Genomic DNA, 17,115 nt, shown 5'->3' on the forward strand with positions numbered 1-17,115 from the left:
CGCGCGGATGCAACGGTTGCGACCAACCTCATACTTAAAAAAACAAAGGGAGTCCTTCATGGGCGAGCACGATCTGAACAGACGTCAATTCATCAAAACCGTGGGCGTAGCGTCCGTGGCTGCGGCGGCCATGAGCATGCCGTTCATCAAGGCCAATGCCAGCGATACACGCTTCCAGGGCAAGACCTTGCGCTTGCTGACCTGGTCCGATGACACCGGCCTTGCGGCACTACGCAACATCGCCGCGACCTTCGAAGCCAAGTACGGCTGCAAAGTCATCGCCGACCGCACCGGCAGCACCTCGGAAATGGTCGCCAAGCTCAAGGCCGGCGGTGATCGTCCACAGTACGACATCATCACGCTGGCCGGCGTCGGCGCCGAAGGTCTGGCCGCCGCCAATCTGCTGGAAAAACCCGATCTCAACCGCATCCCTAACCTGATCGACGTGCCGGAGCAATACCGCACCGGCGCCAACGGTCACGGCATCGGTTACCTGCTGTGGTGCAACAGCCTGGTCTACAGCACCCGCACCATCAAAGAGGCACCGCAGAGCTACGCCGCACTGTGGGACGCGGAGCTGTCGCCGAATATCTTCCTGCCGCCACCGAACTGGACCGAGGCCATGGACCTGATCATCATCGCCGCCAAACTGGCCGGTGGTGACGAACACAACATCGAGCCAGGCTTCAAGAAACTCGCCGAGCTGAAAGATCGCGTCGTGACCCTGGGTGAAAACCCGAACCAGATCGCCGAGCTGTTCCGCACCGGTTCGCTGGACATGGGCGGCTTGTACGCGCCAGCGTTTTTCCCAAAACAGATTCGCGATCCGGCCTACGGCCTGGGCGCCACCTTCGGCATGAAGGAAGGCTTCTACACCGACCTGATGTTGTCGGTGATGCCGAAGAATCGCCCGGGCGATATCGATTTGGCCTACGCCTTCATCAACCACTCTCTGGACCCGCTGGTGCAGGGCAAGATGGCCGAAGACATCTACAACGGCCCGGTCAACGCCAAGGCAATCATCTCCGCCGAAGCGCGCAAGAGCCCCTACATCCTCACGCCGGAGCAGATTGCCGAGAAGGCGAGCATGCACGACAACGCCTTCCTGGCCACCGTGCATGACCAATGGATTCGTCGTTACACGGAAATCTTTTCTTCCTGATCGAGTGGCGAACACAGGTCTTCAAACCACTGAAGATCCCTTGTAGGAGCGGGCTTGCCCGCGAAAGCGTCGGCACATCCAGCATTTAAGTGACTGGCACTCAGCCTTCGCGGGCAAGCCCGCTCCTACAGGGACCCAGGTGGTTTCAAGTCTTGTGTTTGTCAGCTGCTTTCCATTGACGAGACCCTTGCTATGGAACACCAACCTCTGACCCATCCGCTAAGCGCCGTACCAACGCGCGCCAATCGGGGTGTCTCACCGACGGCGCGTGCGTGGTTTTTTCTCTCGCCGTCGATGCTGTTTCTCGGCGTGCTGATTGCCGCCAGCCTGCTAGTGCTGCGCATGAGCGTCGGTACCAAAGGCGCGGAGTGGACCGGGTTCAGCCTGGCCAGTTACGCGCAATTGCTGGAACCCTATTACCTCAAATCGTTGCTGCTGACGTTGCGCCTGGCGCTGATCAGCGCGGTGATTGCGGTGCTGCTGGCGATCCCGGTGGCTTACACCATGTCGCGGCTAACCTCACCGTTCGTGCGACGGATCTTCCTCGCGGCGGTGCTGCTGCCCTTGCTGGTCAACCTGCTGCTGCAAAGCTACGGCTGGCTGGTGATTCTCGGCCCCGGCGGCATGCTCAATCAGGCGCTGATGGGTCTGGGTTTGATCAAACGCCCGATCATGCTGCTGTACAACCAGAACGGCGTATTGATGGGGCTGGTGCAAACCGCCTTCCCGTTGGCCGTGCTGCCGATTGCCAGCGCCATGCGCGGCGTCGCTCGCACTTATGAAGAAGCCGCTGCCACCCTCGGCGCCAGTCGCTTGCAGGTGTTTCGCCAAGTGGTGTTGCCGATGAGTTTGCCGGGGATTATCACTGGCGCGACGTTGGTGTTCGCCTACAACGCCAGTAGTTTTGTGGTGCCGCTGCTGCTCGGTGGTCGGCGCGTGCCGATGCTGGCGGTGATGGTGCATGACCAGATCGCCCCGCTGATGAACTGGCCCGCCGCGTCCGCTGCCGGTGTGGTGCTGATCGTCACCACCCTGGCGATCATGACCTTGTCCGAATACATCACCGGCTGTCGTCGGCGCATGCTGGAGGCTTCCCAATGAGCACCCTGATCAAGAAGCGCCACTCGCTGCTGCCGGGCGATACCGGCAAGTTCGCCGGCATCCTGTCGGGCTTCATTTTGCTGCTGGCAGTGCTGCCGATTTTGACCATGATCGTCATGTCGTTCAGCGGCGCGTCGAACCTCGACTTTCCGCCCAGCAGCTACAGCTTGCAATGGTACGAGGCCGCCTGGAACACCTTCGTGTCGCCGGATTCCAGCGACGTGCTGAGCCTCGGCAAAGCCATGACCACCAGTTTGATGGTGGCCTGCCTGACCATGGTTTTCGCCACGATTATCGCGGTGCCGGCAGCCTATGCCTTGACCCGTTGCGAGTTCCGCGGCAAGGCCGTGGCGCTGCAATTGATGTCGCTGCCACTGGTGTTCCCGATGGTGGTGTTGGGCCTGGCCTTGTTGCTGGTGTTCGACAGCCTGCCGTTCCACATCACCACCTCGCGACTGGTGATTGCCCACGTGATTCTGGCGCTGCCGTTCGTGGTGAAAAACTGCACCGCGGCGATGCTCTCCATCGGCAGCGAAGTCGAAGAGGCCGCGCAAATGCTCGGCGCTTCACCGACTCGGGCGATTGTCGATGTGGTGGTGCCGTTGATGAAGTCGGGGATTCTGGCGGGCATGCTGCTGGCGTTCATCGTCTCGTTCAACGAATTCACCGTGACCTATTTCCTCTACACCATCGACGTCATGACCGTGCCGATCTGGATGTACAGTCGCACCGTGTCTTCGCTCGACCCTACCGTTTTCTCGTTTGCCGTGCTGATCGTGCTGATCGACTTCGTCCTGATTTGGGCGTTGGAGAAGCTGGTTGGCGAAGGTGGCGTTTCCTTTTGATTTGAGGTGCAACATGACTGGTCTGATTCTGGAAAACGTCGAGAAACACTACGGCTCGGCCTGCGCGGTAAAGGATGTGAACCTGCATTTGCCCGAGGGCAAACTGGTGTGTTTTCTCGGCCCTTCGGGCTGCGGTAAAACCACCTTGCTGCGGATGATTGCCGGGCTTGAAACCCTGACCGGTGGCGAGATTCGCCTGGACGGCGAAGACATCGGCCACACGCCGGCGCATCAACGTAATTTCGGTATGGTGTTTCAATCGCTGGCGCTGTTTCCGCACATGACGGTGGGGGAGAACATCGCCTATCCGCTGAAACTGCGCGGGGTCAGCAAGGCTGATCAAAAGGCGCGGGTGGTGGAGTTGCTGGAGCTGATTCAGCTGCAGGAAATGATCGATCGCCCGGTGGCGAAACTCTCCGGCGGTCAGCGTCAGCGCGTGGCGATTGCCCGGGCGATTGCCTCGCGGCCGAAAATCCTTCTGCTCGACGAACCGCTGTCGGCGCTGGACGCCAAGTTGCGTGAGTCGATGCAGGTGGAAATCCGTCAGCTGCAACAACGTTTGAACATCACCACCATCATGGTCACCCACGACCAGCGCGAAGCCATGACCATGGCTGACATCGTGGTGGTGCTGGGTGAACATCGGGTGCAGCAGGTGGGTACGCCGATTGAAATCTATCGGCATCCGGCCAATGAATTCGTCGCGGACTTTATCGGTTCGGGGAATATTTTCCCGGCCACGGCGCTGGGTAACGGCAAGGTCAGCTTGCCCGGTGGCGATGCGCTGCAAGTGCCGATCTGCAGCAGCATTGTGGTGGGGGAGAAGGTGAAAATGCTGATTCGCCCGGAGGACCTGCAACTGTCGCAACCCCAGGCCACCGCGGGGAATCGCTTGCTTGGGAAGGTGACCTTTGTGCGGGATATCGGTGCGACGATTGAAACCACCGTCGAGTGTTCCGGGGTGTCGTTTACCGCGTTGAGCACGCCGTGTCAGGGGGTTGGGTTGAGCATTGGCAATCCGGTGTCAGTGACATTGCCGGCTGAGGCTTGCCGAGTACTAAGCGCCTAAAAAACACCACCAATCCGTAGGAGCGAGGCTTGCCCGCGAAGGCGTCTTATCGGCCAACACTAATGTTGAATATGAAATCGCCTTCGCGGGCAAGCCTCGCTCCTACAGGGGGGGTGCAAATCTGATTACACGCTCAACCGCAACCGCGCCAAATCCCTTAACGGCGGCGCCCCGAACAACCGGCTGTACTCCCGGCTGAATTGCGAAGGGCTTTCATACCCGACCCGATAACCCGCCGCCGAAGCTTCCAGCCCTTCAGCCAGCATCAACCGCCGCGCCTCTTGCAGGCGCAACTGCTTCTGATACTGCAGTGGGCTCATTGCCGTCATCGCCTTGAACCGGTGGTGCAGTGTCGACACGCTCAGGTTCACTTCCCGCGCCAGATCATCGATGCGCAGCGGTTGCTCATAATTGCCGTTAAGCCATTTGATCGCCTGGCTGATGCGATGGCTCTGGCTGTTGGCGATTGCGATTTCATATAACCGATGCCCCTGCTGGCTGCGCAACAGGCGATATAGAATTTCCCGGCGAATCAGCGGCGCCAGCATGGCGATGTCTTTGGGGGTGTCGAGCAAACGCGCCAGCCGCAACACGGCGTCGAGCATTGCCGAGTCGATCCGCTCGACATACAGGCCGCGGCCCGTGGGCCGTGTGGGCACGCCGATGGGGCCGGCGTCGGCAATCAGCGCGGTGATTTCCGCGGGGTCGATGTCCAGCCGCACGGCGAGGATCGGTTCCTCTGGCGAGACGTTCACCACCCGCCCGCTCAAGGGCATCGAGACCGACACCACCAGGTAATTCAGCGGGTCGTAATTGAAGTATTCATCCGCCAGCCGCACTTCCTTGCGCCCCTGGGCCATGATGCACAAGGCCGGCTGCGCCAGCACTGGGGCGAAGTCATGGTTTTTACTGTGGCGCGACATGAACAGCGAACCGACGGCGGTGGCATAAGTGCCATCCTCCATCGTGTTACGGCGGATGAGGGCGGCCAGTTCCGCGCGCTGTTTTTCCATGTCGGCATCCAGCGGGGCTTGAAAATGATCGAGCGACGACATGCTGGGCATCCTCAGTGATGCGTTGGTAATGAGCTGAGCTTAAATTTGTGCAAGGGACAGCGGTAGACACATCCTGCCAAAAGCTTGCCTGATTCTGCACGAGGTAAATACGCGGGGCTGCCATGGCAGGTCAGCGCCGGGAAAACTTGCTTGAAAGTCGTGTTGCAGCGATGTGACAGTGGTTTACATGCTGTTACAGAGGTTTTTTGCAGCCGCGCAGGATTGTGCAACAAGCCGGCAGGAATCGACTAACGACGACCAAGGCGCGCCGCCTAATCTTGGATCCTGTCGCAGCCCGTCCCCGGCTGCCACTGGATGACCTGGGAGGGTTGAACATGTCTACGCAAATCCCCGTCAGTCATATGGCCTTCGTTCGCGCCCGCGCCGGGCGTTCGGCAGAACTCGGTGCGCGCCTGAGCGCCCTGATCGAGCCATCGCGCAACGCGCCGGGTTGCCTGAGTTTTGCCCTGCAGCACTCGCAATGCGATTCCGAACTGTGGCTGGTGTCCGGTTTCTGGGACAACCAACAGGCCATGACCGCTTATTTCGGCAGCCCGGCGATGCAGATTTTTGCCGAGCTGGTGCAGGAGCTGGTGGTCAATAGCCTGGATTTCCATACCTTCAAGGATGTCTCGGCGGCCCAGGCCCTTGGCCAGTCCAAGGCGGCGGTACACAAACTCGTCGGTTGAGGGTTTAATGGCGCCATTCTCCATTAGCCAGGATCCGCGACATGGCACGCAAAGCCTTTGAACACTTCGAAGCCGTTTCAGCAGTAGTACCGGGCGAGGGCGGTTACCACGCCGCGATTGCCGTCAAAGCCCTCGGTGGTTCCGGTGCCCCGCGTTTTCACAAAGTGCTGGAAAGCCAGACGTTCAAAACCGCTCATGAAGCCGACGAGGCCGCGGCCAAAGAGCTGACCCGCCTCAAAGACGTCAAAGAAGACACCGATCTGCTCTGGTAATTACTTGACCGCCCCGGGGCGGAACATCTTGAACAATGCCTCTGGCCCCAGCTGAAAGTAATCCGCCGGCCCGCCGCCGCGCAGAATCGGTTCTGCCGCGGCGGTGTCGTACACCCCATCCTTCAACAGCCATTTGGCGATGTGCACGGCGACCACTTCGCCGAGAATCAGCCAGCTCGGCACCATTTCCTTGTTTGCGCGCTGCAACTGAATGATCTGCGTGACCTTGCACTCGAAGGACACCGGGCTTTCGGCGACCCGTGGCACCTGAATGATTTTCGATGCAGCGGTGGTCAGCCCGGAGAGTTCGAACTCGTCGACTTCAGGCCCGACCATGGCGCAGCTCTGGTTCATCTGCTCGGCCAGCGGCCGGGTCGCCAGGTTCCAGGCGAATTCGCCGGTCTGCTCGATGTTGTTCAGACTGTCTTTACGCCCGACGCTGGAAAAACCAATGATCGGCGGAATGTAGTTGAAGGCGTTGAAAAAGCTATAGGGCGCCAGGTTCAGGCGACCGTTGGCATCCTGGGAGGAAATCCAGCCGATAGGGCGCGGGCCGACGATGGCGTTGAACGGATCATGCGGCAGACCATGGCCGTTGGCGGGTTCGTAGAAATGGATGGCGTCGGGCATGTAAACAATTCCTGGGCTGCGTTCGGGATGCGCCAATAGTGCAAGGACGACTACGTTATTTCCAGCGATACAAACCTCTGTAGGAGCGAGGCTTGCCCGCGAAGGCGTCGTGTCAGACACATCGATGCTGAATTTGAAATCGCCTTCGCGGGCAGGCCTCGCTCCTACAGGGTTCTGTGTCGACGCAATAAAAACAGGGGCTGACCCGTTAAGGTCTGCCCCTGTTTTTATTGCGTGGGCTGACTTAATCCGTCTCGATCCGCGAATGCTTGCGGGTATCTTTCATGGTCACGTACACCAGCAACGACACCGCGATGCACGCGGTGACATACCAGTAGTAACCGGTTTCCATGCCGATGCTCTTGAACCACAGCGCGATGTATTCAGCGGTGCCGCCGAAGATCGATACGGTCAGTGCATACGGCAGGCCAACACCCAGGGCGCGGATTTCGGTCGGGAACAGTTCAGCTTTGACCACCGCGTTGATCGAGGTGTAACCACTGACGATGATCAGCGCCGCCATGATCAGGAAAAACGCGCCCCACCAGGTAGTGATGGTGTGCAGGGTGGTCAGGATCGGCACGGTGAACAGCGTTCCCAGAATGCCGAAGGCAATCAGGATCGGTCGGCGCCCGATTTTATCCGACAGCCCGCCGATGATTGGTTGCAAACACATGAACAGGAACAGCGTGGCCGCGGAAATGGTGGTGGAGTCGGAAATGCTCATGCCGACGGTGTTCACCAGGTATTTCTGCATGTACGTGGTGTAGGTGTAGAACGCCAGCGTGCCGCCCATGGTCAGGCCGACCACGGTCATCAGTTCCTTCGGATGACGCATCAAGGTGCGCATCGCGCTTTCCTTGGACTTTTCTTTCTTGGTGAACGACTCGGTTTCTTCCATACCGCGACGCAGGTACAGCGCGACCACGGCACACAGCGCGCCGATGGCGAACGGGATGCGCCAGCCCCAGGCGTACAGCTCCTCGGTGGTCAGAAAGTTTTGCAGCACGATCAGCACGCCCAGCGCTATGAGTTGACCGGAGATCAGAGTCACGTACTGGAAGCTGGAGAAGAAGCCACGACGTTCCTTGGTAGCCATCTCGCTCAAGTAAGTGGCCGAGGTGCCGTACTCGCCACCGACCGACAGGCCTTGCAACAAACGGGCGAACACCAGCAGGATCGGCGCGCCGATACCTATGGTTTCATAGCTCGGGCTCAGGGCGATCAGCAGCGAGCCGAAGCACATCAGGTAGACCGAGGCCATCAGGGCCTTTTTGCGCCCGACTTTGTCGGCATACAGGCCCATCAGCCAGCCACCGATCGGGCGCATCAGGAAGCCCACGGCGAAGATCGCGGCGGTGTTCAGCAGTTGTGCGGTGGTGTCGCCTTTGGGGAAAAAGGTCTTGGCGAAATACAAAGAGAAGGCGGCATAGACATACCAGTCGTACCACTCGACCATGTTGCCGACAGAGCCGCTGAAGATCGATTTGATCCGGCTGGCGGTGGTTCTTTCTTTGGCCGGCAGGGCAGCCGACCCAAGAGGCAAGGCGTTGGAGTTATCCATTGAAGGATCCTTCGTTTAATTGTTTTTGTGGAGCGCGTTAAAACGCAGCCTGCTGGAGCTATAGCAGGAGCTGTGCCAAAGGGGAGGAGGACCGGTTTAGAGGGGGTAGCGGATTTTGTTGAGCGGAAATCCGCTTATTGCGCACAAGGTAACGAGCGGATTTCCGCGCAAAACCGACCCCTGTAGGAGCGAGCGATGCGGCGATCCGACTTGCCCGCGAAGAGGCCATCAGGACCGCTAAAAGCTTCGCGGGCAAGCCTCGCTCCTACAGGTCCGGGGTGTCCGTGGCGTTCGGGGTGTTTGGGGGGGGCGTGTCAGATGAACATCTCGCGCGTCAGTCCATGCCGTTGCATCTTTTCATTAAAGGTACGGCGCGGCAGTTGCAGCTCTTCAAGCACCGCTTTCACATCACCTTTATGCCGGGTCAATGCCGCGCGCAAGCAATGCGCTTCGAAAGCTTCCTGCTGTGCCGCCAGTGACTGGCCGGGATCGATTCCCACCGGCTCCGGTTCGCCCAGGCCCAGCACTTGCCGCTCGGCGACGTTCGCCAGTTCGCGCACATTGCCCGGCCAGTCGTGGCTCAACAGATGGCTCAGTTGCGGCCCGCTCAAGGGCGCAAAGGTGCGCCCCAAACGCTCGGCGGCACTCTGCGCGAAGAATTCGAACAGCAGTGGAATGTCTTCACGCCGATCGCGCAACGGCGGCAGACGCAACTCGGCGACGTTCAATCGATAGGCCAAGTCCTCGCGAAAACGTCCGGCCCGCGCTTCATCCAGCAAGTCGGGTTTGGTCGCGGCAATGATCCGCAAGTCTACGTGGATGCTCTGATTGGAGCCCAATCGCTCAAGCTTCTGTTCCTGCAATACCCTCAACAATTTCACCTGCTGGGCCAACGGCATGCTTTCGATTTCATCGAGAAACAGCGTGCCGCCGTCGGCGTATTCGAGCTTGCCGATGCGTTTACCCTGGGCGCCCGTGAACGCGCCGCTCTCATGGCCGAACAGTTCGGCCTCGAACAACTGCTCGGGAATCGCCGCGCAGTTCAGCGCCACGAAGGGTTTATCTGCGCGGGGACCGAAGTCGTGCAAGCAACGGGCAACCAATTCCTTGCCGCTGCCGGTTTCGCCACGGATCAACACGTTGACCGGTAGCGTCGCCAGATCCAGCACCTGCCGGCGCAGTGTTTGCAAGCCACGGGACACTCCCAGCAGCGTCGCATCGAGTTTGGCGCGATTGTCCGCCTGTTCATGCAGAGCGCGGTTTTCCAGCACCAGCCGGCGCTTGTCCAAGGCGCGGCGCAGGCTGCTCAGCAGGGTTTCCGGGCTGAAGGGTTTCTCAAGGAAATCGTAGGCGCCGTCGCGCATCGCTTCGACGGCCATCGGCACATCACCGTGACCGGTCAGCAGGATCACCGGCAAATCGGCATCGCGGCGCTGGACTTCGGCCAGCAGCTCCAGCCCCGTCATGCCGGGCATGCGCACGTCGCTGAGGATTACCCCGGGGAAATGCTTCGGCAGTTGCGCCAGGCACGCATCGGCGCGACTGAACAGCTGCACTTCGAAACCTGAGAGACTCAGCCACTGTTCGACGGCGCTGCGGATGCTGCTTTCGTCATCGACCACCATCACCGAATTGAGCATCAAGCAGGCACCTCCAGATCAATGGGCAACGTCAGGGTGAACACCGCGCCGTTTTCGCCATTGTCGGCACTCAGGCGTCCGCCCGCTTCGTGAGCGATAGCGAAGGAGACCGCCAGTCCGAGGCCCAGGCCATCACCCACCGGTTTGGTGGTGAAGAATGGATCGAACACCTTCCCCAGGTTCTCGTCGGCAATGCCGCCACCGTTATCGGCGACGCTCAGGCGCCACAATTGTTCATCGGCTTCGAGGCGGATTTCCAGACGCTTGCAGGGTTTGTCGTGCATTGCATCCAGGGCATTGCGCAGCAGGTTGATCAGCACCTGTTCCAGACGAATCGCATCGCCACGCACCCAGGCCGGGCGGGTCAGATGGAGCACGGTGCTGATGTGCTCGTCACGCAGGCGCGCATCCAGCAACTGCAAGGATTGATCGACCACCGCCGCCAGGTCCAGCCGTTCGCGCAAACCGCTGGGGCTTTTGCGCGCGAAGGTTTTCAGGTGGCCGGTGAGGGCGGCCATGCGCGTGAGCATGTCGTCCACCGGTTTCAGTGCCTTGTAGGCATCCTCGACACGGCCGTGATCGAGCAGCAGCCTCAGAGTAGCAAGCTGCATGCGCTGCGCGGTCAGCGGCTGATTGATTTCATGGGCCAGCGCGGCAGACATCTGGCCGAGGGCCGCGAGCTTGGCCGATTGCACCAGCCCGTCCTGAGCGGTGCGCAAATCCCGGGTGCGTTCTTCCACCAGTCGCTCGAGTTCTTCGCGACTGCGCTGGCGCAACCTGGCCAGACGCCAGCGCTGGTTGAGGAACAGCAGCAAAAACACCACTGCCAGCCACACCCCGGCGGCGGCGAGCCCGGCGTTGCGGCGGTCTTCGAATGTGACCTGCGGGCGACGCAGCAAGTGCAAGGTCCAGTCTTCAGCGGCCAGTGGCAGCGATTCCCAGAGGTAATCCGCCGGCCCGTCGGGGCCATTGACCCGCTTCAGATCACTGTTGTCATCGAAGCGCTGCACCGATTGATAGTCAAGAAGGGTCAGCGGCTGTTTGTCGTATTGGCGGGTGGTTTTGAGCTCGGCGCGGTCGCTGTCGCTCAGCGGTTTCAATTGGCGGTAACGCCAGCCTGGCTGGTTGGCGATGAAGATAATCCCGCGGGCATCGCTGACCAGCAATGTGTCACTGCCCTGACGCCATTCGCGCTCAAGTTCCGGAAACTCGAGTTTCACCACCATGGCACCCAGGAACTCGCCACTGTCGCTGGTCACCGCGCTGGACAGGAAGTAACCGGGAATACCGCTGGTGACGCCCACCGCATAAAAGCGCCCAGTGCCTTGGGTGCGGGTCTGACTGAAGTAGGGGCGAAAACCGTAGTTGTGGCCGACGTAACTGCTGGGCAAACGCCAGTTGCTGGCGGCCACGGCCAGGCCGGTGCGATCCAGTAATTCGAGGGTCGACGACTGCGCGGCGCCGTTGATTTTTTCCAGTTTGCGATTCAATGCAAGCTGCTCTTCGGGGCTCACTTCACCGTTTAGCGCGGCGCGCAGTTCCGGGTCCAGCGCCAATACGGCGGGCAGGGCTCGGTAGCGCTCGATCAGGGTGTGCAGCGAGTTGGCGTACAGCGCCAGTTGCTGATTGGCCCGCGCGGCATCTTCCACCAACGCTTGGCGTTCGGTGTGACGGATGGCTAGCGTAGCGGCGAGCACCGCACCGGCGATGATCAGCAAGGAGTACAACGACAGGCGCAGGGTACGGGAAGTCGGCAGCATGCTGTAGGAAACAGGTTGAAGGATGGGCTGGCACCATACCATGAGGCCGCGCATTCTTCGTCCCGGCATGATGTGTTCAGACGCCAGCGCTTTCTCCAAAAAGTCGAAGTGGCAGCCTGGATCGAAGGGTTAAATCGTTATCCAAAAAAAAGCCGGGTCGTCTGGGAAGACGGCCCGGCCTTTTTCGGTAGCGGGGAGGTGCTTACTGCACTTCCACCGCCAGGCTTTCACTGATCTTTTGCTGCCAGATTGCAGGACCGGTGATGTGTACCGACTCGCCCTTGCTATCGACCGCAACGGTCACAGGCATGTCTTTGACGTCGAACTCATAGATCGCTTCCATGCCCAGTTCGGCGAAAGCCACCACGCGGGACTTCTTGATGGCTTGCGCCACCAGGTAAGCCGCGCCGCCGACAGCCATCAGGTAAACGGCTTTGTGGTCCTTGATCGCTTCGATGGCGGTCGGGCCGCGCTCGGATTTGCCGATCATGCCCAACAGGCCGGTTTGCTCGAGGATCTGACGGGTGAACTTGTCCATCCGCGTAGCGGTGGTAGGACCGGCAGGGCCGACCACTTCGTCACCGACCGGATCGACCGGGCCGACGTAGTAGATGAAGCGACCTTTCAGATCCACCGGCAGGGTTTCACCCTTGTTCAGCATCTCGACCATGCGCTTGTGCGCCGCGTCGCGACCGGTGAGCATCTTGCCGTTGAGCAGGACGGTTTCGCCCGGCTTCCAGCTCTGCACGTCTTCCGGGGTCAGGGTGTCGAGGTTGACGCGACGGGCCGATGGGCCGGCTTCCCAGACGATTTCCGGGTAGGCGTCCAGCGGTGGCGCTTCCAGCGAGGCCGGGCCGGAACCGTCGAGCACGAAGTGTGCGTGACGGGTGGCGGCGCAGTTCGGGATCATGCACACCGGCAGGGACGCGGCGTGGGTCGGGTAATCCATGATCTTCACGTCGAGCACGGTGGTCAGGCCACCCAGACCCTGGGCACCGATGCCCAGTTGGTTGACCTTCTCGAACAACTCCAGACGCATCTCTTCGATACGGTTGGACGGGCCGCGCTTCTTCAGCTCATGGATGTCGATGGATTCCATCAACACTTCCTTGGCCATGACAGCGGCTTTCTCGGCTGTGCCGCCGATGCCGATGCCGAGCATGCCCGGAGGGCACCAGCCAGCGCCCATTTCCGGAACGGTCTTCAGTACCCAGTCGACGATCGAGTCGGACGGGTTGAGCATGGCCATTTTCGATTTGTTCTCGGAACCGCCGCCCTTGGCTGCCACGTCCACTTCCACGGTGTTACCCGGAACGATGGAGTAGTGGATAACGGCCGGGGTGTTGTCCTTGGTGTTTTTGCGAGCGCCCGCCGGGTCGGCGAGGATCGAGGCACGCAGGACGTTTTCCGGCAGGTTGTAAGCCCGGCGCACGCCTTCGTTGATCATGTCGTCCAGGCCCATGGTGGCGCCATCCCAACGAACGTCCATGCCCACGCGCACGAACACGGTAACGATACCGGTGTCCTGGCAGATCGGGCGGTGGCCGGTGGCGCACATGCGCGAGTTGATCAGGATCTGCGCCATGGAATCGCGAGCTGCCGGCGATTCTTCACGCAGGTAGGCCTCGTGCATCGCCTGGATGAAATCCACGGGGTGGTAGTAGGAAATGAATTGCAGGGCGTCGGCAACGCTCTGAATCAGGTCGTCTTGCTTGATCACGGTCATGAGTCGCGCTCCTCTAAAAGACGGGAACATTCAATAAGGTGCTTGCAGCTTGGGTGCATCGGTCGGCTGCAAGCACCTTTCAAGGCACGCCGGGTATGCTGGCGCGACGCTAAAAAGGCGCGGCAGTATACCGCGCCTCGATGGCCTGTACACGCGCCGGATTTTGTGGCGAGGAGGCTTGCCTGTGGCGAGGGGGCTTGCCCCCGCTGGAGTGCGAAGCGCTCCCCGACATTCTTTCAGGCACACACACACACACCGCATTGGCAGACTTTACGACTGCTGCGCAGCCGAACGGGGGCAAGCCCCCTCGCCACAGGTTATTGTTTGGACCGGGGACATGGTTCACACCTGTTCGTGTCATGGCTTTGACGCCAGTTTTCTGCCCCCAAAAATTGAATGGTCATTTATCGGAGTCGCCACTAAAGTGGCATCCGGCCTGTAGAGTAGGACACTCGATCAGCCTCCTTTCCCACGGTGAATCAACGATTGACCCATAACGCCATTCAGCGGCTTTTGCTCAAACGCTTCGCCCTCGCAGCTGGCACCTACGCCCTGGCTTTGCTGCTGCTGTGGGTGGCGTTTTTCACCGGTCATTACCAAGAGTCCCTCACCAGCATGGCAATGGGCAGCGCGTTGGTGGTGCTCAGCCAAGTGGTGGTGTTCGCGGTGTTCTCCAGCGGCTGCAACCTGCGTTTTTCCGACCCCAGCCTGACCGAAGTACAAATACTGCTGGGGCTGGGTTGGCAGACCTGGCTGATCGCCCATCTGGACGAGGCGCGCGGCGCGTTTCTGGTGTTTTATCTGCTGATTCTGTTGTTCGGGTTGTTTCATCTTTCGCGCATTGCGTTCGTGCGGTGCGCGTCGCTGGTGTTTTTCAGTTTCAGCGCCATCACCTTGTGGGAGGGTTACCACTTTCAGCGACCCAATCCGACGCTTGGGCTGTTGCAGGTGTGCGTGCTGTTTGTGGTGCTCGGGTGGCTGGTGCTTTACGCCCGTTACGTGCAGATGTCGCGCCAGCGTATGCGTCAGCGGCGGTTCGCCCTGCAGGCGCATCAAGACACCCTGCGCGGCATGATGCGCCAGCTCGAAGGCCTGGTGGCGACCGACGAACTCACCGGGCTGTTCAACCGCCGACATTTCCTGCGCCTGGCCTCCCGCGAGTTGCACGCCATGGAAGTCGGTGTGGTACATGGCCTGGCGCTGATCGACCTCGATCATTTCAAACGCATCAACGATGTTCATGGCCACGCCGCCGGCGATCAGGTGCTGCAAGCGTTTGCCGGGGTGGCCACCGCGTGCCTGCGCGATGGCGATATTCTGGCCCGCTATGGCGGTGAAGAGTTCGTGGTGCTGTTGCCCGATTGCGACGCCGAGCGCCTGACGGCGTGTTGCGAGCGATTGCGCATGGCCTTCATGGATGTCGAATTGGTTGGTCTGGATGTCAGCAACCTCAGCCTGTCGGCGGGCATGACCTTGCTGGAACCGGGCGACGATCTGGATGACGCCTTGCACCGCGCCGATCAGGCGCTGTATCGCGCCAAGCGTGATGGCCGTAACCGTTGCGCGGCAGCCTGGGAGAATGTCGATGCCTGAGTTACGGGTCGGCGAACGTCAATGGACGGTGGCGGCGTGCAGCAATCTGCTCGATGCCTTGAATCAGAACGGCGTGTCGGTGCCCTATAGCTGCCGCGCCGGCAGTTGCCATGCGTGCCTGGTCAAGTGTGTCGAGGGTTTGCCCAGCGACAGCCGTCCCGATGCCTTGAGCCATGAGCAGCGTCAAAAGGGTTGGCGGTTGGCCTGTCAATGCCAGGTGGTCGACGATCTGCAAATTGAAACCTTTGACCCGCTGCGTGATGGCCTTGCCGCTCAGGTGGTCGCCAGCGATTGGCTGAGCCCCAGCGTCTTGCGTTTGCGCCTGACCAGCGAACGAGCATTGCGCTATCAGGCGGGGCAGCACCTGGTGTTGTGGGCGGGTCAGGTGGCGCGGCCGTATTCCCTGGCCAGCCTCCCGCAAGAAGACCGCTTTCTGGAGTTCCACCTCGATTGCCGGCAACCGGGGGAATTCAGTGATGCGGCACGCCGCTTGAAAATCGGCGATCCGATCCGCCTCGGCGAGTTGCGCGGCGGGGCACTGCATTACGATCCGGACTGGCACATCCGACCACTGTGGTTATTGGCGGCCGGTACCGGTCTGGGGCCGTTGTTCGGTATTTTGCGCGAAGCATTGCGTCAGGATCACCAGGGCGCTATCCGTGTCATTCATCTGGCCCATGATGCGGATGAGCATTATCTGGCCAAACCCCTGCAAGCCATGGCCGACGGCCGTGAAAACCTGACGGTCGAGCTCTGGACCGCGGCCGAGTTGCCCGCGGCTTTGGCGCAACTGCGCCTTGTTTCGCGGCAAACCCTGGCCTTAGTCTGCGGAGCCCCCGACAGCGTCGACGCCTTTGCCCGGCGCCTGTACCTGGCCGGTTTGCCGCGCAATCAACTGCTGGCGGATGTCTTTCTACCCCGTGGTTGAGTGCTGATCGTTTAACGACGCGAGACTCACCATGCCCGATACCATCCGATTTGAACGCGAGCGCGGTCTGCTGACCCTGCGCATCAATCGCCCCGAGAAGAAAAACGCCCTGACTCGCGCCATGTACAGCCACCTGGCCGAGGCTTTGAAGCAAGCCGACACCGACCCCGAAATCAATGCGGTGCTGATCACCGGTGGCGCTGAGTGTTTCACTGCCGGCAACGATATTTTTGATTTCCTTCAGCAACCCCCGAGCAACCTCGACAGCCCGGTATTCCACTTCATGCTCAATTTGCTGGAGTGCCGTAAACCGGTGATCGCCGCCGTGGCCGGTGCGGCGGTGGGGATTGGTACGACGATGCTGCTGCATTGCGATCTGGTGTATGTCAGCACGGATGCGCGGTTGCGCATGCCGTTCGTCAATCTGGGGTTATGCCCGGAGTTCGGTTCCAGCCTGATCCTGCCGCGCTTGCTCGGGCATGCCAAAGCGGCGCAGTTGTTGTTGCTCGGCGAAGCGTTCAGTGGTGAACAGGCGGCAGCGTGGGGGATAGCGACTGAAGCCTTGGGCAGTGGCGAAGCCGCGTTGGCCAAGGCGCGGGAGATGGCGTTGCGATTCGAGTCTTTGCCGGCGGAGGCCGTGCGCATCAGTAAACAACTGATGAAAGCGCCGGATCGAGAACTGTTGCGCAAGGTAATAGAAGAAGAGGGTGCATTGTTCACCCAGCGGTTGCGTTCGCCGGAAGCGATGGCGGCGTTGACCGGGTTTATCAAGCGCCATTGAGTTTTCCGCTGATTGTACTGGCCTCATCGCGGCATAGGTATCTACACAAATCCCAATCCTGGTCTATAAAAGGACGGCATGGATATCAAATGACCGGGCTAGAGAGAAGCCGACTCAGTGGCTCACATGAGACGCTGGCAAGCCGATGGCTGGCACTGGCTGTTACGCGTGAAGGCGGGCTCCACGGCGAGTTACGAAGGTCAATCCCAACCTTTGAGCAAGATTGGTAGCGGGCTCACTTATAGGGAAACCCGCAAGTTGAATACAAGGGAAAGCCCGCCATTCAATGGGTTGGGGAAA

At 60.3% G+C, this 17,115-nt stretch carries 15 protein-coding genes; 9 read left to right on the forward strand and 6 right to left on the reverse strand.

All coding sequences use genetic code 11. The features are described 5' to 3' along the window. Positions 1 to 58 precede the first annotated feature (58 nt). The 4 genes from CKW20_RS01725 to CKW20_RS01740 all read left to right on the forward strand — a co-directional run bounded on the left by CKW20_RS01725 (position 59) and on the right by CKW20_RS01740 (position 4,177). Complete coding sequence (locus CKW20_RS01725) at positions 59 to 1,162, forward strand: ABC transporter substrate-binding protein (protein WP_095051389.1); 1,104 nt, start codon at positions 59 to 61, stop codon at positions 1,160 to 1,162. Positions 1,163 to 1,354: 192 nt separating this feature from the next. Then, positions 1,355 to 2,263, forward strand: a complete 909-nt coding sequence (locus CKW20_RS01730) for an ABC transporter permease (RefSeq protein WP_095051390.1) — start codon at positions 1,355 to 1,357, stop codon at positions 2,261 to 2,263. Continuing rightward, positions 2,260 to 3,108: an ABC transporter permease gene (locus tag CKW20_RS01735; RefSeq protein ID WP_095051391.1), complete on the forward strand. Its 849-nt coding sequence runs from the start codon at positions 2,260 to 2,262 to the stop codon at positions 3,106 to 3,108. The genes CKW20_RS01730 and CKW20_RS01735 overlap by 4 nt, the downstream gene beginning before the upstream one ends. Before the next feature lie 13 nt (positions 3,109 to 3,121). After that, positions 3,122 to 4,177, forward strand: a complete 1,056-nt coding sequence (locus CKW20_RS01740) for an ABC transporter ATP-binding protein (RefSeq protein ID WP_095051392.1) — start codon at positions 3,122 to 3,124, stop codon at positions 4,175 to 4,177. A gap of 125 nt (positions 4,178 to 4,302) precedes the next feature. On the opposite strand, the gene CKW20_RS01745 is transcribed toward CKW20_RS01740, so the two are convergent. Continuing rightward, positions 4,303 to 5,232 (reverse strand): AraC family transcriptional regulator, encoded by a 930-nt coding sequence (locus tag CKW20_RS01745; protein WP_095051393.1) that lies wholly within the window; start codon positions 5,230 to 5,232, stop codon positions 4,303 to 4,305. 335 nt (positions 5,233 to 5,567) lie between these two features. Between CKW20_RS01745 and CKW20_RS01750 the strand changes: the two genes are divergently transcribed. Both CKW20_RS01750 and CKW20_RS01755 read left to right on the forward strand, forming a co-directional pair. After that, positions 5,568 to 5,921, forward strand: a complete 354-nt coding sequence (locus tag CKW20_RS01750; RefSeq protein WP_095051394.1) for an antibiotic biosynthesis monooxygenase family protein — start codon at positions 5,568 to 5,570, stop codon at positions 5,919 to 5,921. Between the two features lie 41 nt (positions 5,922 to 5,962). Then, positions 5,963 to 6,193, forward strand: a complete 231-nt coding sequence (locus CKW20_RS01755; RefSeq protein WP_052967297.1) for a hypothetical protein — start codon at positions 5,963 to 5,965, stop codon at positions 6,191 to 6,193. Here CKW20_RS01755 and CKW20_RS01760 read toward each other — a convergent pair whose 3' ends face one another. The 5 genes from CKW20_RS01760 to CKW20_RS01780 form a co-directional block, all read right to left on the reverse strand. Continuing rightward, on the reverse strand, positions 6,194 to 6,823 hold the full coding sequence (locus tag CKW20_RS01760; RefSeq protein WP_095051395.1) for a flavin reductase family protein: 630 nt from the start codon (positions 6,821 to 6,823) through the stop codon (positions 6,194 to 6,196). Between the two features lie 244 nt (positions 6,824 to 7,067). Then, entirely contained in the window at positions 7,068 to 8,387 is a 1,320-nt protein-coding gene (locus CKW20_RS01765) for an MFS transporter (RefSeq protein WP_095051396.1), read from the reverse strand. Positions 8,388 to 8,701: 314 nt separating this feature from the next. Next, the gene (locus CKW20_RS01770) at positions 8,702 to 10,027 is read right to left on the reverse strand and encodes a sigma-54 dependent transcriptional regulator (protein ID WP_095051397.1); all 1,326 of its coding nucleotides are present in this window, start codon (positions 10,025 to 10,027) and stop codon (positions 8,702 to 8,704) included. Further along, entirely contained in the window at positions 10,027 to 11,787 is a 1,761-nt protein-coding gene (locus CKW20_RS01775) for an ATP-binding protein (RefSeq protein ID WP_095052237.1), read from the reverse strand. The genes CKW20_RS01770 and CKW20_RS01775 overlap by 1 nt, the downstream gene beginning before the upstream one ends. Positions 11,788 to 11,989: 202 nt before the next feature. Beyond that, positions 11,990 to 13,513, reverse strand: coding sequence for a fumarate hydratase (locus tag CKW20_RS01780; protein ID WP_095051398.1), 1,524 nt, complete (start codon positions 13,511 to 13,513; stop codon positions 11,990 to 11,992). A 486-nt stretch (positions 13,514 to 13,999) separates the two neighbouring features. Between CKW20_RS01780 and CKW20_RS01785 the strand changes: the two genes are divergently transcribed. Genes CKW20_RS01785 through CKW20_RS01795 form a run of 3 tightly spaced genes read left to right on the forward strand, consistent with a single transcriptional unit; the run spans position 14,000 to position 16,815 of the window. Continuing rightward, positions 14,000 to 15,106: a GGDEF domain-containing protein gene (locus CKW20_RS01785; protein WP_095051399.1), complete on the forward strand. Its 1,107-nt coding sequence runs from the start codon at positions 14,000 to 14,002 to the stop codon at positions 15,104 to 15,106. Next, a complete protein-coding gene (locus CKW20_RS01790) occupies positions 15,099 to 16,034 on the forward strand; it encodes an iron-sulfur-binding ferredoxin reductase (protein ID WP_095051400.1) in 936 nt (311 codons plus the stop codon). The genes CKW20_RS01785 and CKW20_RS01790 overlap by 8 nt, the downstream gene beginning before the upstream one ends. 31 nt (positions 16,035 to 16,065) lie before the next feature. Next, entirely contained in the window at positions 16,066 to 16,815 is a 750-nt protein-coding gene (locus tag CKW20_RS01795) for an enoyl-CoA hydratase-related protein (RefSeq protein ID WP_095051401.1), read from the forward strand. The last annotated feature ends 300 nt before the right edge of the window (positions 16,816 to 17,115 follow it).

It is taken from the genome of Pseudomonas sp. Irchel s3b2, from assembly GCF_900187445.1.
GTDB lineage: Bacteria > Pseudomonadota > Gammaproteobacteria > Pseudomonadales > Pseudomonadaceae > Aquipseudomonas.

Excerpts from the sequence above, each read along its gene's own strand:
- CKW20_RS01750 (WP_095051394.1), top strand. The coding sequence starts at position 5,568 with ATGTCTACGCAAATCCCCGTCAGTCATATGGCCTTCGTTCGCGCCCGC.
- CKW20_RS01760 (WP_095051395.1), bottom strand. The coding sequence starts at position 6,823 with ATGCCCGACGCCATCCATTTCTACGAACCCGCCAACGGCCATGGTCTG.
- CKW20_RS01725 (WP_095051389.1), top strand. The coding sequence starts at position 59 with ATGGGCGAGCACGATCTGAACAGACGTCAATTCATCAAAACCGTGGGC.
- CKW20_RS01780 (WP_095051398.1), bottom strand. The coding sequence starts at position 13,513 with ATGACCGTGATCAAGCAAGACGACCTGATTCAGAGCGTTGCCGACGCC.
- CKW20_RS01745 (WP_095051393.1), bottom strand. The coding sequence starts at position 5,232 with ATGTCGTCGCTCGATCATTTTCAAGCCCCGCTGGATGCCGACATGGAA.
- CKW20_RS01795 (WP_095051401.1), top strand. The coding sequence starts at position 16,066 with ATGCCCGATACCATCCGATTTGAACGCGAGCGCGGTCTGCTGACCCTG.
- CKW20_RS01740 (WP_095051392.1), top strand. The coding sequence starts at position 3,122 with ATGACTGGTCTGATTCTGGAAAACGTCGAGAAACACTACGGCTCGGCC.
- CKW20_RS01735 (WP_095051391.1), top strand. The coding sequence starts at position 2,260 with ATGAGCACCCTGATCAAGAAGCGCCACTCGCTGCTGCCGGGCGATACC.
- CKW20_RS01790 (WP_095051400.1), top strand. The coding sequence starts at position 15,099 with ATGCCTGAGTTACGGGTCGGCGAACGTCAATGGACGGTGGCGGCGTGC.
- CKW20_RS01765 (WP_095051396.1), bottom strand. The coding sequence starts at position 8,387 with ATGGATAACTCCAACGCCTTGCCTCTTGGGTCGGCTGCCCTGCCGGCC.
- CKW20_RS01770 (WP_095051397.1), bottom strand. The coding sequence starts at position 10,027 with ATGCTCAATTCGGTGATGGTGGTCGATGACGAAAGCAGCATCCGCAGC.
- CKW20_RS01755 (WP_052967297.1), top strand. The coding sequence starts at position 5,963 with ATGGCACGCAAAGCCTTTGAACACTTCGAAGCCGTTTCAGCAGTAGTA.
- CKW20_RS01775 (WP_095052237.1), bottom strand. The coding sequence starts at position 11,787 with ATGCTGCCGACTTCCCGTACCCTGCGCCTGTCGTTGTACTCCTTGCTG.
- CKW20_RS01730 (WP_095051390.1), top strand. The coding sequence starts at position 1,355 with ATGGAACACCAACCTCTGACCCATCCGCTAAGCGCCGTACCAACGCGC.